Annotated in this window: 12 protein-coding genes; 5 read left to right on the top strand and 7 right to left on the bottom strand. The window is 60.1% G+C overall.

Features of this window, described 5'->3' with window-relative positions; genetic code table 11:
- The first annotated feature begins 360 nt into the window (after positions 1-360).
- Together AC19YQ_RS20080 and AC19YQ_RS20085 are read left to right on the top strand one after the other, a co-directional pair.
- Positions 361-2,475, top strand: a complete 2,115-nt coding sequence (locus tag AC19YQ_RS20080) for a TonB-dependent siderophore receptor (RefSeq protein ID WP_500595775.1) — start codon at positions 361-363, stop codon at positions 2,473-2,475.
- A gap of 547 nt (positions 2,476-3,022) precedes the next feature.
- Positions 3,023-4,246: an alkaline phosphatase family protein gene (locus tag AC19YQ_RS20085; protein ID WP_500595776.1), complete on the top strand. Its 1,224-nt coding sequence runs from the start codon at positions 3,023-3,025 to the stop codon at positions 4,244-4,246.
- A gap of 324 nt (positions 4,247-4,570) precedes the next feature.
- On the opposite strand, the gene pepN is transcribed toward AC19YQ_RS20085, so the two are convergent.
- The 6 genes from pepN to AC19YQ_RS20115 form a co-directional block, all read right to left on the bottom strand.
- On the bottom strand, positions 4,571-7,228 hold the full coding sequence (gene pepN / locus AC19YQ_RS20090; protein ID WP_500595777.1) for an aminopeptidase N: 2,658 nt from the start codon (positions 7,226-7,228) through the stop codon (positions 4,571-4,573).
- Positions 7,229-7,240: 12 nt separating this feature from the next.
- Complete coding sequence (locus tag AC19YQ_RS20095) at positions 7,241-8,071, bottom strand: DUF2797 domain-containing protein (RefSeq protein ID WP_500595778.1); 831 nt, start codon at positions 8,069-8,071, stop codon at positions 7,241-7,243.
- On the bottom strand, positions 8,068-8,328 hold the full coding sequence (locus AC19YQ_RS20100; protein ID WP_016780738.1) for a YeaC family protein: 261 nt from the start codon (positions 8,326-8,328) through the stop codon (positions 8,068-8,070). Before AC19YQ_RS20100 ends, AC19YQ_RS20095 begins: the two co-directional genes overlap by 4 nt.
- A 125-nt stretch (positions 8,329-8,453) precedes the next feature.
- Positions 8,454-9,326 carry a rhomboid family intramembrane serine protease gene (locus AC19YQ_RS20105; protein WP_133079237.1) on the bottom strand — a complete coding sequence of 291 codons (873 nt, stop codon included), beginning with the start codon at positions 9,324-9,326 and terminating at the stop codon, positions 8,454-8,456.
- Positions 9,323-10,294 (bottom strand): metallophosphoesterase, encoded by a 972-nt coding sequence (locus tag AC19YQ_RS20110; protein ID WP_133079236.1) that lies wholly within the window; start codon positions 10,292-10,294, stop codon positions 9,323-9,325. Before AC19YQ_RS20110 ends, AC19YQ_RS20105 begins: the two co-directional genes overlap by 4 nt.
- Positions 10,294-11,184: an NAD(+) kinase gene (locus AC19YQ_RS20115; protein ID WP_095000386.1), complete on the bottom strand. Its 891-nt coding sequence runs from the start codon at positions 11,182-11,184 to the stop codon at positions 10,294-10,296. The genes AC19YQ_RS20110 and AC19YQ_RS20115 overlap by 1 nt, the downstream gene beginning before the upstream one ends.
- Before the next feature lie 110 nt (positions 11,185-11,294).
- Between AC19YQ_RS20115 and AC19YQ_RS20120 the strand changes: the two genes are divergently transcribed.
- Positions 11,295-12,251 carry a DUF1853 family protein gene (locus tag AC19YQ_RS20120; protein ID WP_500595779.1) on the top strand — a complete coding sequence of 319 codons (957 nt, stop codon included), beginning with the start codon at positions 11,295-11,297 and terminating at the stop codon, positions 12,249-12,251.
- A 94-nt stretch (positions 12,252-12,345) separates the two neighbouring features.
- The gene (locus tag AC19YQ_RS20125) at positions 12,346-12,894 is read left to right on the top strand and encodes a cytochrome b (RefSeq protein ID WP_500595780.1); all 549 of its coding nucleotides are present in this window, start codon (positions 12,346-12,348) and stop codon (positions 12,892-12,894) included.
- A 322-nt stretch (positions 12,895-13,216) separates the two neighbouring features.
- Here AC19YQ_RS20125 and AC19YQ_RS20130 read toward each other — a convergent pair whose 3' ends face one another.
- Positions 13,217-14,131, bottom strand: coding sequence for a 1-aminocyclopropane-1-carboxylate deaminase/D-cysteine desulfhydrase (locus AC19YQ_RS20130; RefSeq protein ID WP_500595781.1), 915 nt, complete (start codon positions 14,129-14,131; stop codon positions 13,217-13,219).
- 172 nt (positions 14,132-14,303) lie between these two features.
- Here AC19YQ_RS20130 and mrdA point away from each other — a divergent pair, with 172 nt between their 5' ends.
- Positions 14,304-16,199: a penicillin-binding protein 2 gene (gene mrdA, locus AC19YQ_RS20135; RefSeq protein ID WP_339475829.1), complete on the top strand. Its 1,896-nt coding sequence runs from the start codon at positions 14,304-14,306 to the stop codon at positions 16,197-16,199.
- The last annotated feature ends 29 nt before the right edge of the window (positions 16,200-16,228 follow it).

Raw genomic sequence — 16,228 nt, forward strand, 5'->3', positions numbered from 1 at the left:
GCGGAATGGGCACTGCTCGTCAGCGGCTTGTATGTGGGCGTTAAAACGTTTCGGGCAAGGTGCTGTTATGGGGGGGCGCGGCTCAATCTGTAGTCGCTGACGAGGAACGAAGGCTGCGTTCGGCGGCGAAGCCGTCGTAAACCCGGATGTTGCGGTGAATCAGGAAAAACCGGGGGGCAGTTTTTGCGGTCGGTGCGTCGCAGTGGCGCACCAAACCTGCGATCGAAAACGGTAAACCGCGCGGGCGCACAAATGCGAATCATAAAGATTGGTAAATAGAATTGATTATCATTAGTACAAATGTAAAACTTTGTAACCAATTCTCGTTTACGCAGTTCCCGTCCGGAGTATTCGCAGATCATGCGCCCACTGTTCACCCTGCCCGCGTCAGCCCTCACGCTGCTCGCCTTGAGTATTTGCAATACTGCACTGGCCGATGAAAACACCCTGAATCTGCCGTCCACCAGCATAACCTCAACGGCAGACAGCGATGAGGCCCCACAGGGCTATCAGGCCAAGCCGAGTGCCACGACGACACGCTTGAACCTCACCGCCGGGCAAACGCCCCAGGGCATTACCAGTATCAAGCGTGAGCAACTGGATGACTTTCAGCTCAACAGCATTCGCGATGTGCTGGAGAGCACTCCGGGGGTGAACGTGCAGAAGGTCGAGACCGACCGCACGTACTTCACCGCCCGCGGTTTTGATATCACCAATTTCCAGTACGACGGTATGGGCATGGGGCTTACCGGCGGCGTTCTGGTGGGCGATATCGACACCGCACCCTACGAGCAAGTAGACGTTTTGCACGGTGCCAACGGCCTGATGACGGGCGCCGGCAACCCTTCTGCCACGGTCAATTTCATTCGCAAGCGCCCCACGTATGAGCCGCAGGCCAAAGTCAGCGTCAGCGCCGGCTCCTGGGACAAGCGCCGGGTCGACCTGGATGTTTCCGGGCCGCTGACCGACTCGGGCAATGTGCGCGGGCGTGTGATCTATGCCAACGAAGTGGGCAATTCCTATCTGGACCGCTATTCCCGGGAAAAGAATATTTTCAGTGGCATGCTGGCGTTCGACCTGACCGACGACGATACCCTGACCGTCGGTTACGAAGACCAGAAAAGCGACGCCAACGGTGCCAGCTGGGGCGCGTTGCCACTCACCGACAGCAACGGCAATGCGGTGCACTACAGCAGCACCTCCTCCAACATTGCCCAACCCTGGGTGTACTGGGACGTACGCACCACCCGGGCCTTTGCCGAGTGGCAGCACCGCTTTGTCAATGACTGGAAATCAACGCTGACCCTGACGGCCATGGAGCACCGCGAAGACACCGACATGTTCTACATTTATGGCGACAATGGCTCGACCACTGGCTACACGGGCCTGGCGTCCAAATACAAGGGCAAGACCCGCGAGCTGGATGGCGACCTGTCGTTCAGCGGCCCTTTCAGCCTGGGTGGCCGCGAGCACCAACTGACCTTCGGCGCCAACGTGGCACGCTCGCGCACCCAGGAGGCGTCGCTGTACGGCAGCGCGTCGTACTACACCCCGGTGTCGCTGGAAGATGCCCTCAACGGCGCCCTCCCCAAGCCCACCTACAACATCGCCAATGCCGACGGAACCTCCAACTACACGGACCGCCAGAAAAGCCTCTACGCCGGCGCCCGCTTCAGCCTGACCGACGACCTGCACCTGATCACCGGGGCACGCATGCTCAGTGCCGACAGCGACGGCGAAAACTACGGCTCGGGCCGCAACGTGAGGATTCATGGCAAGGTCACGCCATACGCAGGCCTGGTCTACGACCTCACGCCGCAGTATTCGCTGTATGCCAGCTACACCAGGATCTTCAATCCGCAGTACTACCTCAACACCCAGGGCCAGGTACTGGAACCCTTGGAAGGTAAAAGCTACGAAGCTGGAATCAAGGGGCATTTGCTGGACAAGCGACTGGACGTTTCGGCTGCGGTGTTCCACACCAAACAGGACAACGTCGCCACTTATGCTGGCTTTGACTCTGCGCTGGGCGGTTACCTGTATGACGGCATGTCGTACAAAAGCAGCGGCCTGGAGCTTGAAGCTTCGGGGGAACTGGCCCCGGGTCTGCAAATCAGCGGTGGCTATACCTATGTCTACATCACCGATGCCGACAACCAGCGCGGACGAAAATTTATCCCGCGCAATGCCCTGACCTCCTCCATGACCTACAGATTGCCGATGGCGCCGAAGGTCAAGGTGGGCGGCAGCCTCAAATGGCAGAGCAAAATCGAGAACGACGCCGCCCCTGCCGCCAACCAGGCCGCTTATGCGCTGGTGGGCTTGATGACCAGCTACGACATTGATCCGCACTGGAGCACCCAGCTCAACCTGGACAACCTGACCAACGAGAAATACCTGCAAAGCGTTCGTTACGGCCAGAGCAACTATGGCGCACCGCGAAACGTCACGGCATCGGTCAGCTGGAAGTTCTAAACCTGCACAAAACTGTGTTTGTTTTGTGGGAGCGGGCTTGCTCGCGATGGCATCAACCCAACTTGCCTGCCAGACCGCAGCGTCTGTATCGCAGGCAAGCCAGCTCCCACAGGCTGCGTGTCGCTCCCACAATCAGGTCACTACACCACCTATTGTGGGAGCGGGCTTGCTCGCGATGGCATCAACCCAGCCTGCCTGCCAGACCGCAGCGTCTGCATCGCAGGCAAGCCAGCTCCCACAGGTTACGTGTCGCTTCCACAATCAGGTCACTACACCACCTAGTGTGGGAGCGGGCTTGCTCGCGATGGTATCAACCCACCCTGCCTGCCAGACCGCAGCGTCTGTATCGCAGGCAAGCCAGCTCCCACAGGTTGTGTGTCGCTCACACAATCAGGTCACTACAGCACCTATTGTGGGAGCGGGCTTGCTCGCGATGGCATTAACCCAGCCTGCCTGCCAGGCCGCAGCGTCTGTATCGCAGGCAAGCCAGCTCACCAGAAGGACTAAGCTGATGTAAGCGATGACCATCCACGTCACGGAGGTGAGCATGATGTTACTAAGGTGTGCCCTGATTACAGTCTGTCTGAGCCTCACATTCACGGCACTGGCAGCCCCTGCTGCCGACACCCCCACCCTCAAAACCCACAAGGCCTTGCTCATCGGCGTGGATGGCATGCAGTACGAAAAGCTGCAACAGGCCATTCAACAGGGTAAGGCGCCCACCATTGCCCGCTTGCACCTGTACAAAAGCTACACCGGCGGGGTACTGGGGACCTCCACCCAGCAGCCCACGGTCAGTGGCCCGGGCTGGACAACCATCCTTACCGGCAGTTGGGTTGACCGCCATCAGGTCAACGCCAATGACGAGGCCCTGCGCAATCAGGCGCCCAGCCTGTTCAAACAGCTCAAGCTGGCCTTCCCTGACCGCAAGACGGCCAGCATCGTGAGCTGGAACGTGATCCACGAAAACTTTGCTGAGGATATTGCCCAGGGCTACATCGACCTGGCCTTCAAGTGCTCGGGGGTTGATCCGTGCGTGGTAGACAACGTCAGTCATGAACTGGAAAACGGCCAGCCCGATCTGCTGTTCGCCCACTTCGATGAACCCGATATCACCGGCCACCGACTCGGCTTCACACCCGAGTATCAACAGGCGATTCAGACCGTAGATGCCCAGGTCGGGCAGATACTCCTGGCCCTGCAACACCGTGAAAAAGCCCATCCCGAAGAAGACTGGCTGGTGATCGTGTTGCCCGATCACGGCAGGCATTTGCCTGAAGGCAAGGACCACGGCGAGCAAACCCTGAGCGAAAAAACCACCTTTATCGCCATGAACAAGAAAGGCAACGCACAACTGACGGCCCCCATCGGCAAACCCCTGAACCCCGATTTCAAGGGCCTGTACGGTTTTGCCAGCCAGGCGGACATCACCCCCACCGTGCTGGCCTGGCTTGGCGTCAAACCGGACCTGAGCCGTTACACAATGGATGGCCTGCCCCTGATCGGGCCCGTGGGTGTCAGACAGCTCACTGCGCAGCAACAACCTGATAGCGCCCAAGTCAACCTGTCCTGGCGCACACAAACCCCGACTGGCAAGCCCGTTGAGATTTACCGCGACGGCCAGCCCATCGCCCGGCTTACCGACCATGAACATTCCTATGTCGATAACGCTATCCAGGCATTGAAGGGGCCCATCAACTACACGCTGGTGTTTAACGGGGTACCGGTATCGCGCCTTGTAACCCTGCAAGAGCAGAAGTCGACGCCATGAAAAAGGCGCTGCCCGATCACTCGGGCAGCGCCTTTTTCAAGACCACTGCTGTTCACTTAAGCGATTTGCGCCTCTGTGGGAGCGGGCTTGCTCGCGATGGCATCAACCCAACCTGCCTGCCTGCCAGACCGCAGCGTCTGCATCGCAGGCAAGCCAGCTCCCACAGGTTGTGTGTCGCTCACACAATCAGGTCACTGCACCACCTAGTGTGGGAGCGGGCTTGCTCGCGATGGACTCCAGAACACCGTATTTACTCAGCCAATACGCGTCTTCGTTAACGACCATCGCGAGCAAGCCCGCTCCCACACTTGAAAGTGAACAGCATTACGCCAGGCTTTTGCTCACCACTTCAAACACGTCGCTGGACAGCTCGCCCGAATTGCGGATGCGTTCCAGTTCCGCTTTCATCAGCGCCTGACGGGCGCCGTCGTATTTGCGCCAGCGGGTCAACGGCGCCAGTTGCCGCGATGCAATCTGCGGATTGAAGCCGTTGAGCTGGATCACCAGGTCCGCCAGGAAGCGATAGCCCGAGCCATCCGCGGCATGGAAGTTGATCAGGTTCTGTCCGGCAAACGCACCCACCAGAGCCCGCACTTTGTTCGGGTTCTTGAGGTTGAATGCCGGGTGCTCCATCAACTCGCGCACACGCTGCAGGCCACCCGGCAGGGTGCTGCCGGCCTGCACGCTGAACCACTGATCCATGACCAGTGGATTGTCCTTGAAGTGCTCGGCAAAACTGGCCAGCGCTGCGGCTTTTTCAGCCTCGTATGGCGAGTTGACCAGTACCGCCAGCGCCGTCAGGCGCTCGGTCATGTTGTCGCTGTGCTCGAACTGCTCCAGGGCCGCCGCCAGCACCTCTGGCTTGCCGGCAAGCATCAGGTACGACAGCGCGATGTTTTGCAGAGCACGACGGGCGAAGTGTTCGGCTTCAGCCACGTATGGCGTGACTTTCGACACTTCACGGTTAGCCTGGTAGCGGGCCCACAAACCGTCGAACAGGCTGTCGGCCAGTTGCTTGCGAGCGAACTCACGAGCGATGTGGATCGCTTCAACGTCCGCCACGTCGCTGATTTCAGTCAGGTAGGCTTCGCCCGGCAACGACAGCATTTCAGCGACCATGGCCTGATCCAGCGCCTGATTGCCCAGCACACTGCGCAAGGCTTCTACCAGACGCGAATCCATCACCAGTGCTTCACCGCGCTGATGTTGCCCAATCAATTCCTGCAGCACGTGCACCGACAGTTGCTGGCCTGCATCCCAGCGGTTGAAGCCGTCGGTATCGTGCTGCATCAGGAACATCATTTGGTCGCGGCTGTAGGCAAAACTCAGTTTCACCGGTGCCGAGAAACCGCGCAGCAACGACGGCAACGGCTTTTCGTTGATACCGACAAACGTGAACGTCTGCTCGGCCTCAGTCACCGACAGTACGCGGCTGGTGCCCACGGCAGTCGCTTCGCCCGCCAGTTGCAGGGCAATTTCAGTGCCCTGGGCGTTCAACAGGCCCAGCTCGACCGGAATCACGAACGGCAGTTTTTCGACCTTGTCCGGGGTGGCCGGGCAGCTTTGGGCAAAGGTCAGGCTGTAGGTTTTCTGCGCGGCATCGTAGTGCTCGCTGACGGCAAGACGCGGAGTGCCTGCCTGGCTGTACCAGCGTGTGAACTGGCTCAGGTCGGCGCCGTTGGCATCTTCCATGGCCTTGATGAAATCATCGCAAGTCACGGCCTGGCCGTCATGGCGCTCGAAGTACAGATCGCTGCCTTTGCGAAATCCCTCGGCCCCCAGCAAGGTGTGGATCATACGCACCACTTCAGAACCCTTTTCGTAAACGGTCAGGGTGTAGAAGTTGGAGATTTCGATAAAGCTGTCAGGGCGCACCGCGTGAGCCATTGGGCCCGCGTCTTCAGCGAACTGGTGGGTACGCAGATAGGCCACGTCCTGAATGCGCTTGACCGTGCGCGAGTTCATGTCCGCCGAGAACTGCGAATCACGGAACACCGTGAAGCCTTCCTTGAGCGACAGCTGGAACCAGTCGCGACAGGTCACGCGGTTGCCCGACCAGTTGTGGAAGTACTCGTGGGCCACGATGGCCTCGACCCGCTGGTGAGCGGCATCGGTCGCGGTCTCGGCGCGGGCCAGTACGGCGCTGGAGTTGAAGATGTTGAGGCCCTTGTTCTCCATCGCGCCCATGTTGAAGTCGTTCACGGCGACGATCATGAAGATATCCAGATCGTATTCACGACCGTAGGTTTCTTCATCCCAGGCCATGGACTTTTTCAGGCTGACCATGGCGTGCTGGCATTTGTCGATGTTTTCCGGCTCGACATAAATGCGCAGTGCAACCACGCGGTTGCTCATGGTGGTGAAGCTGTCTTCAACGCACCACAGGTCCCCGGCTACCAGCGCAAACAGGTAGGCCGGTTTCATGAACGGGTCTTCCCAGGTTGCCCAGTGCCGACCGTCTTCGTCGGGACCGCTGGCAATCGGGTTGCCGTTGGACAACAGGATCGGATAGCGGTGCTGCTCGGCCACCACGGTGGTGGTGAACTTGCTCATCACATCGGGACGATCGAGGTAATAGGTGATCTTGCGAAAGCCTTCGGCTTCGCACTGGGTGCAGAACATCCCGCCGGACTTGTACAGGCCTTCCAGCGCAGTGTTGGACTCGGGGTGGATCTTGACGCTGGTGTCGACCACAAACTGCTCGGCGGTCGGGTGCAGGATCAGATGGCTGTCGCCCAACTGATAGTCATCATCCGCCAGTTCGATGTCGTCGAGGCTGACCGACAGCAGCTCAAGCTGCTGACCGTCCAGCACGAGCGCCGGCAACCCCGCGCCACGTGCCGGGTTGCGACGCATCACCAGTTGCGCATGGACCAGCGTGTGGTCCTCGAACAACTCGAAGGTCAGGTGCGTCTCGTCGATCAGGTACTCGGGCGCCTGGTAGTCCTTCAGGTAGATCATTTGCGGTTGTTCGGTGCGCATGCTGGAGTCCTTTTACTGATGCACGGCCAGTTGATAGGCCGTGTATTTGCGAATATTGATCACGCCTGTGTCAAAGATCAGGTACTGGCCCTTGATCCCCATCAGCGTGCCTTCCACGATCGGATCCTTGTCCAGATTGAAGCTGACGATCTTGCTCGGGTACTGCTCGACCGGGTAGCGAATCTCAATCGGCTCCACGTTTGACAAGGGTTGGACCGCTTGCAGGCCAAAACGCTCCTGCAGGGTTTTCATGCCTTCGGCACAGCTCTCGAACAATTGCTCACGCACGGCACTCAGGTCAACAGGCTCGGCATCGCCCTTGAGCAGTGCACGCCAGTTGGTTCGGTCGCCCACTTGCGAGCGGAACAGGTCTTCGACAAAGCCCGATTGCTGACGGGTTGCAACCCGCACGATCGGCAGCGCCTGGCTGGCACCCTGGTCGAGCCAGCGTGTCGGCAACTGGGTGGCACGGGTGATGCCGACCTTGATCCCCGAGGAGTTGGCCAGATACACCACGTGATCGGTCATGCAGAACTGCTCGCCCCACGACGGATCACGGCAAGTGCCTGCCTCGTAGTGGCAACGCTCCGGGCTCATGATGCACACATCGCATTGCGCCAGCTTGGTCATGCACGGGTAGCAGTAGCCCTGGCTGAAGCTCTTTTTGGTCTTGCGCCCGCAGTGAGTGCAGTTGATCGCACCCAGGTATTCCAGACGCAGTTTGGTACCGATCAACGGATTGACCGGCACCTCGGTATCGCCCAAACGAAACGCATACTGAACGGTCGGCGTTTCAAGGCTTGCCGACATCTTGCTGATTGCACCACGGCCAATCTCAATCAATGGATGGCATCCGACTTGAACAGGATGTTAGGCACTGGCGCCGACTTGGAGCTGCACTCTTGCGGACCCATGTAACCGGTGCGCTGGTCTTCAGGCAGGTTCTGCACTTCCCAGGCAATCATCGCCTGCAACGACAGCTCGCGCTGTTCGGCGGTGAGTTTGTTGCCGTCTGCCCATTTGCCGATTTCAACGGCCAGTTTCAGGCTCTGATAGATCTCGGGGGTGATGTTTTGAATCATTTCGTTGAAAGAGGACATGGTTCGTTTCCACTCTAAAAAGTAAACCTGTAGTCGCTGCCACAGGCTGCGATAAGGTCCAAAGGACCTTCAAAAAAGCAGGGCCGCTACGCAGCCCATCGCAGCCTGCGGCAGCGACTACAGAGTTAAGCCATCTGTTTGCGCCGCGCCCAAAGCCCGCCCAGCAAACCGGTCAGGCACCCGATCACCAAACCGCCCACATGGGCCGCGTTGGCAATCTGGCCAAAACCGATCATCGACACCAGACCCGACATGCACAGCGCCAGCCACACCAGCATCATCACCAGTACCCCGCGAGGCAGGTGATACAAAGGGTTTGGCGCCATCATCTGGTAAATCCAGACATGCCCCAGCAGCCCGTACAACACCCCGGACAACCCGCCAAACAGGCTCGGGCCACCAAACAGGTACTGGGCGAAGTTGGATACCAGGCTGAACAACAGGCTCAAGCCAATCAGGTTGATGCTGCCCTGGCGCATTTCAATGCGCCGCCCCAGCTCCCAGTACCACATGCCGTTCATGGCAATGTGCAGAAAGCCGAAGTGGATCAGCATCGGGGTGAACAATCGCCACCACTGCCCCGACGCCAGGCTGTCGGACAGCGGGACAAACTGGATGTACTGGCCTCGAATGCTGAAGTCGAGAAAGGTCAGCCCGCTCAGGGCCGACAGGTTGTCACCCAGTTGCGTCACTGCAGCCACGATCACACACAGCAGCAACACCACCGCCGTGGCCGGGCTGGCACGCAGTTGCTGGGCAAAACCCGGCCGGGGCATGGCCGCCGGGCGTTCAACGATGGGCAGTTCGTGCTCCGGATCACCCACAGGAAAACGCTGGTACAAACTGCGCACATCATCGGCGATGGCCTCGGGCGCCCACAACACCTGCTCGCCCGCTTCCTCGCTGACCCGATGCGGGACCTGCATGCGCCTGAGCAAGGCAACAAAGCCGCTAAGGTCGACGGACAGCGGCAAACGTAAAACAGCTACAGCACTCATTGAATGGCCTCTGGGCGATCTACATTCACCCATACGAATTTGTTCGGATCAAGCCGGGTTTCCTGATCCAGACGGTATGCCACCAGCTTGCCGTACAGCACCGCGCTGTAATCCAGGCACGCCAGGTTGGGGCGGATCGGCGCAGGCCGACCACTGCGCCAGTAGTGGCCGACAAACAACAGCGGCTCATCAATGCCGTAGCGCAACAAGGCGCTCTTCTCGGTTGAGGACAGCGGTTGTTGCGCCACGCGATCAGGCAGCGCGTCAGGCTGAAACACGATATCGCCGTAGGTCTTGGGGTCGTCTTCCCAGAACTTGGTGCGAAAGAACGCCCGCGTCAGGCCGTCACCACCCGTCAGGGTCATGCCGCCCGGCAGGCGCATGTCCGTGCCGCGCAAGAGTCGGTTGAAGCTCATGTTGGCAAAACTGTCCGGCATCCCGGCCGCCTGCAAAAACGCCTCGTCGATGCAGCCATCGGGGTATTGCGCCCGCAAGGTGGCAATCACCTCGGCGTCCCAGCAGGCGTGCACCACCCGGAAACGCCCGGCGTCGACAAACAGCGGCATGTCATAAAACCACTGCACGAACTCACGCCATTCAGCAGGGTATTGGTCGAACTGCTCGAGGGTTTCGTGGATCAGCCGGGCATGGCGCGGGGTGTGCTCACGCACAAACTGCCTGCCACTTGCGGCGGGCGCGGGTGTGCACCAGCCCAGCGCGTTGAATTCATGGTTGCCCATCAGGCACAGGGCCTGACCGGACCTGACCATATCGTAAACAATATGCAGCGACTCGCGAATGCGCGGGCCGCGATCAATGATGTCACCCAGGAACACCGCCATCCGTTGCGGGTGTCGCCAGATACCGGCGAGTTTGCGATAGCCCAGACGCTCCAGCAGGTGCTCAAGGGTATGAGCACAGCCATGCACGTCACCGATCAGATCGTAACTGCGCGCTGGATCGAGCATCAGTCAGCCCTGCCGCCCAGTCGGCTACCCCAGCCAAGCTTGGTCCGACACACTTCATAGTAGTTGTGGTCCAACGGGTGAATCAGGCGCAGCTTCTGCGCTTTTTTGCTGACATTGATGGTGTCGCCCGGCGCACAGGTGAAATGGTTCTGACCATCGCACGAGACTTGCGGGTAGATCTGCATGTCCTTGGCCACGACGATTTTCAGCTCACTGTTGCCATCGACCACAATCGGGCGACTGCTGAGGGTATGGGGGTACATGGGCACGATCACAATGGCGTCGAGCTTGGGGTGCATGATCGGGCCGCCCGCTGACATCGCGTAGGCCGTGGAGCCGGTGGGCGTCGCCACGATCAGGCCGTCGGCCTTTTGGCTGCACACGAACTGACCGTCGATATGCAGTTCGAACTCGATCATGCGCGTGGATTTGCCAGGGTGCAGCACCACGTCATTCAAGGCGTCGCCCTGGCCGATGGCTTCACCGTGACGGCGAACTTCGGCTTGCAGCAGGAAGCGGTTCTCAACCAGGTAGTGACCGTCGAGTACTTCGGCCACTTTGACTTCCAGCTCATCGGGACGGATGTCCGTCAAAAAGCCCAGGCTGCCACGGTTGATGCCCAATACCGGGACGTTGTGGCGGGCCAGTGCGCGGGCCGCGCCCAACAAGCTGCCATCGCCGCCGACCACAATCACCATGTCGCAGACTTCGCCGAGCATTTTGCGCGACGAGGTTTGCAAGCCATGACCGGGCAACACCTCGGCGATGGTGTCTTCGAGGATCACGTGCATGTGCCGCTCAAGCAGGAATTTTTTCAGTCGGCGAACCGTGTCGAGCACTTGGGAGCTGCCCAGACGACCTATGATGCCGATATTGCGAAATTGCTCCATGGGGCTCCTGCGGGATTCAATGCGTGCGAAAACAACGATTATGGGCGAAAGACGACGATAGACAAAACCCTTTCAGCCCCCGGGGTCTGGCAAACAGCTATGCTCGCTCAATGACACTCTTTCCCGACTTGCTCAACCTGCCCCACCAATTGCGTCACCCTGAGGTGCGCGACCTGGCGTGGGTGATTCTCGCCCCGCCGATGCTGAGCCGCACACCCTGGCCCCAACGTCACCCATTGGCAGGCAGCGACTGGGTCCAGGCCCCGGAGCAGCTTGAGCACTGGCTGCGCGAGCTGGACCGGTGCAGCGAACCGCTGCAGCACTGGCTGGCACTGGCGACCACCCGGCGCCTGGGGCGCTACTACGAGCGCCTATGGCAATTTGCCGTGCAGCACGCGCCGGGCGTCGAGCTGATTGCGGCCAACCTGCCGATCCGGCTTGGCGGGCATACCTTGGGGGAACTGGACCTGCTGGTGCGTGACCGCGAAGGCGTGCATCACCTGGAACTGGCGATCAAGCTCTACCTCGGGCCTCAGGACGCAGACGGCACGGACCCTGCCCAATGGCTCGGCCCCGGCAGCAATGACCGGCTGGACCGCAAGCTCAAGCATTTCAGCCAGCATCAGCTCCCCATGTCCAGCCGCCCCGAAAGCCGCGAAGTCCTTGCCAGCCTTGATGTCCAGACGTTCAACGCGCACCTGTGGCTCGGTGGCTACCTGCTGTATCCGTGGCCGGGCAAGGCACAGGCCCCGGCAGGCGCCAACCCCCAGCACCTGCGCGGCAGCTGGCTGCATCAGCGCGACTGGCCGGCGTTTATCCGCCAGAGCCCTGCCGGTTGCTGGCAACCCTTGCCCCGTCATGCCTGGCTTGCCCCGGCACTCTATGGCCCCGAAGGGATATGGACGGCGCAACAGCTCGACGTGTGGCTTGCCGAACTGCACCCCCAGGCACCGGCCCAACTGCTAGTCCGTCTGGTGCAGAACAGTGAGGGCGACTGGGAAGAAGCCGAACGTTTGTTTTTAGTGTCCGACCTTTGGCCAAATGTGCCGGGCAACCCAGAAAGCTGACGTATCTCAGTGCGAAATCGCCCAACTCGCTTAAAGTACAGGGACTCCGTCACACAAGAACGGAGGCTTCAGACCTGAACTGTGAGGAAACACCATGTCCTGGAAAAGCACCGCCCATCACTACAGTCGAATGTCCATCGCCCTGCACTGGCTTATGGTGTTGTTGTTTGTCTTGATCTACGCCGCCATTGAGTTTCGCGGGATCTTTCCCAAGGACAGCGCCGGTCGCAACCTGATGAAAGACGCGCACTTCATGCTCGGCTTGACCGTCTTTGCGCTGGTCTGGCTACGGTTGCTGGCCCGAACCCTGGGCGTCGCGCCAAAAATCACCCCAACCCCGCCTGCCTGGCAAACAGCACTGGCCACGCTCATGCACTGGGCACTGTACCTGTTCATGATCGCCATGCCGGTACTGGGCTACCTGGTGTTGAGCTACAACGACAAGCCGGTGTTCTTCTACGGCGTCGACATCCTGCCGCTCACCGCCAAGGCCCCTGACTTCGCCAAGCAGATCAAGAGCTGGCACGAACTGGGCGGCACCATCGGTTACTGGCTGATCGGCCTGCATGCCGTTGCAGGGCTCGCGCACCACTACCTGATCAAGGACAACACCCTGCTGCGCATGCTGCCTGGGCGCGGTTAAACCTGCAGGAGCGGGCTTGCCTGGCAGACCGCAGCGCCTGTAGCGCGAGCAAGCCCGCTCCCACATTGATCCTGCCGTCAGGGACATCACCCAACCTGTGGGAGCTGGCTTGCCTGCGATGGTATCCCTGCGGTTTGCCTGACAGACCGCAGCGCCTGCATCGCGAGCAAGCCCGCTCCCACATTGATCTTGCCGTCATGGACATAACCTAACCTGTGGGAGCTGGCTTGCCTGCGATGGTATCCCTGCGGTTTGCCTGGCAGACCGTAGCGCCTGTAGCGCGAGCAAGCCCGCTTTCACATTGATCCTGCATTCGGGGTGATTACGCAAACCCCCGGCGGCCTTGCAAGCCGCCGGTGTGGACAAACACCAGACGCATCCCCCGCGCTACGCCCCCTTCCTTGACCGCCTGTTCCAGCGCCATCAACGCCTTGGCTGTATACAACGGCTCCAGCGGTAACCCACAGGCCGCTTCGCTGTCCTGAATAAACTCCAGTAATTCGTCATCGACCCTGGCAAAGCCACCGCGACTGGCCTCTATCAACTGAAAATTGCGCTCCATTGCCCCGCCCGCCTGCAAAATGGCTTCCACCTGTGGCGCGACACCGTGATCCAGTGGCACCGCCAGCGCGCCATACACACACCGCGCGCCCTCCTCGCCCAGCACCAGCCCGGCCAGGGTCGTGCCGGTGCCTGCCGCCAACCACCAGCCGTCGTAATCATCCCAGCCCACATCCGCCAGCTGACTGCGCACCCTGCTCACCAGCGACTTGCATCCCGAGGCTCCCGCCAGCCCGCCACCGCCCTCCGGCACCTGATGCAGCTTCGGGTACATGGCCTGCCAGGGCTGCCAGAAGCCGGGTTCATGGCGGGCCCGATAACCGGCAAAACCCAGCCAGTGCAACTGCATGCCATAACGCTCAAGGTCCAGCGTGGTGGGGGTTTGCTGAGGATGACCACGCAACAGCCCCACGGTGGCAAAGCCAAAACGCTTACCGGCTGCCGCCAGGGCATGCAAATGATTGGAATGGGCGCCCCCCAGGCTGATCAACCCTTCAGCCCCCGCTGCATGGGCCGCCAGCAAGTGCTCGGTGAGCTTGAACCACTTGTTGCCGCTGATCAGCGGATCGATCAGGTCCAGACGCAGCACGGCCACCTCAACCCCTGCCTGTTCCAGCCAGTCAAGGTGCAGGCGCTGCAAGGGCGCATGGGGGTGCCAGTTGATCAAGGGCAGCATTGATGGGGGCTCCGTTTGAAAAAGTGCAGTTTACAGCCACAACAGCCCGTCGGCTTTCATATACAAGCCAACCAATAACCTGACTCGACATCAGGCTTCTTGGTAAGGTGTGCGCCGAATTTCGCAGCCTGGCTGGCTGCTGCTATCTGTTGACTCACGCGAGACACCCCACATGCCCGAACCGATCCCTCTTAAAGATCACGAAAGCGAAAAACGCCTGGTCAATAAAAGACTGATCGCGTGCGCGGGGCTGGTGCTGGCCATCAGTTGCGCGCTGATCGGACGTATGTATTTTTTGCAGGTCACCGAGTTTGACTACAACTCCACGGTTTCCGAGAACAACCGCGTACACGTGCTGCCAATCCCCCCTGAGCGCGGTTTTATTTACGACCGCAATGGCGTGCTGCTGGCCGATAACCAACCCAGCTTCAATATGACCATTACCCGCGAGCGGGCCGGGGATACCGCCAAAGTGCTGGACTCGGTGATGAGCATCCTGCATTTGCCTGACGAAGACCGGGCGATATTTGCCAAGGCCATGAAGCAGGCGCGCCACCCGTTTGATCCCTCCACCCTGCTGTACGAGCTGACGGAAGATCAAATTGCCCTGCTGGCCGTGAATCAATTCCGCCTGCCGGGTATCGATGTCGAGGCACAGTTCGTGCGCCATTACCCACAGGGCGATCACTTTGCCCATTCGGTCGGTTATGTGGGGCGTATCAACGAAAAAGAAGCCAAACAACTGGATGCCACCCAGTACCGGGGCACGCAGTCCATTGGCAAGACCGGCATCGAACGCTTTTATGAAAATGAACTGCACGGCAAGGTCGGCTTTGAAGAGGTCGAAACCAACGCCCAGGGCCGGGTCATGCGCGTACTGCGCCACACCGATGCCGTAGCCGGTAAAAACATCGTACTGAGCCTGGATATCAAGCTGCAGGAAGCTGCCGAAGAAGCCTTGGGCGATCGTCGTGGCTCGATCATTGCCCTGGACCCGAAAACAGGCGAAGTGCTGGCCATGGTCAGCAAACCCAGCTTCGACCCCAACCTGTTCGTGACCGGCATCAGCTCCAGGGACTATTCGAGCCTGCGTGATTCCATCGACAAGCCGCTGTTTAACCGGGCCTTGCGTGGCCTGTATGCACCCGGCTCAACGATCAAGCCCGAAGTGGCGATTGCGGGCCTGGACAGCGGCGTGATTTCAGCTTCGACCCGGGTATTTGACCCGGGCTATTTCCAGCTGCCCAACGTTGATCACAAGTACCGCAACTGGAACCACAGCGGCGATGGCTGGGTGGACTTGAACGCGGCAATCATGCGCTCCAACGACACCTACTTTTATGACCTGGCCTCCAAACTGGGCATCGACCGCATGCATGACTACATGGCGGAGTTCGGGCTTGGGCAGAAGGTGTCCCTGGACATGTTTGAAGAGTCGTCCGGCCTGATGCCGTCCCGTGAATGGAAGCGCAGCACCCGCCGCCAGGCCTGGTTCCCCGGTGAAACCGTCATTCTGGGGATCGGCCAGGGCTACATGCAGGTCACCCCCCTGCAACTGGCCCAGGCCACCGCATTGATTGCCAACAAAGGTGTATGGAACCGTCCGCACCTGGCCAAAACCGTTGACGGTACGCCGCCAGTGGATGAGCACCCGATCCCCAATCTGGTGCTGCGTGACCCCCGGGATTGGGATCAGGTCAACCACGCCATGCAACTGGTGATGCACGACCCGCGCGGCATCGCCCGGGCAGCGGCCCAGGGTGTGCAATACCGGATTGCCGGCAAAAGTGGTACGGCACAGGTGGTGGCGATCAAGCAGGGCGAGCGTTACAACCGCCTCAAAACCGCCGAGCGCAATCGTGACAACGCCTTGTTTGTGGGCTTTGCGCCAGCCGAAGATCCCCAGATCGTGATTTCAGTGATGATCGAAAACGGCGAAGCCGGTGGCCGGGTGGCGGGCCCCGTGGTGCGCAAAGTGATGGACGCCTGGCTGCTGGACAACCAGGGCGTGCTCAAACCGCAATACGCCAGCCCGCAGGTCAAGGCGCACCCGACACCCCATGTTTGAAAAGCACCCCAGCCCTCTCCTTCCGTGAG

This window comes from Pseudomonas sp. MF06569 (assembly GCF_059862735.1).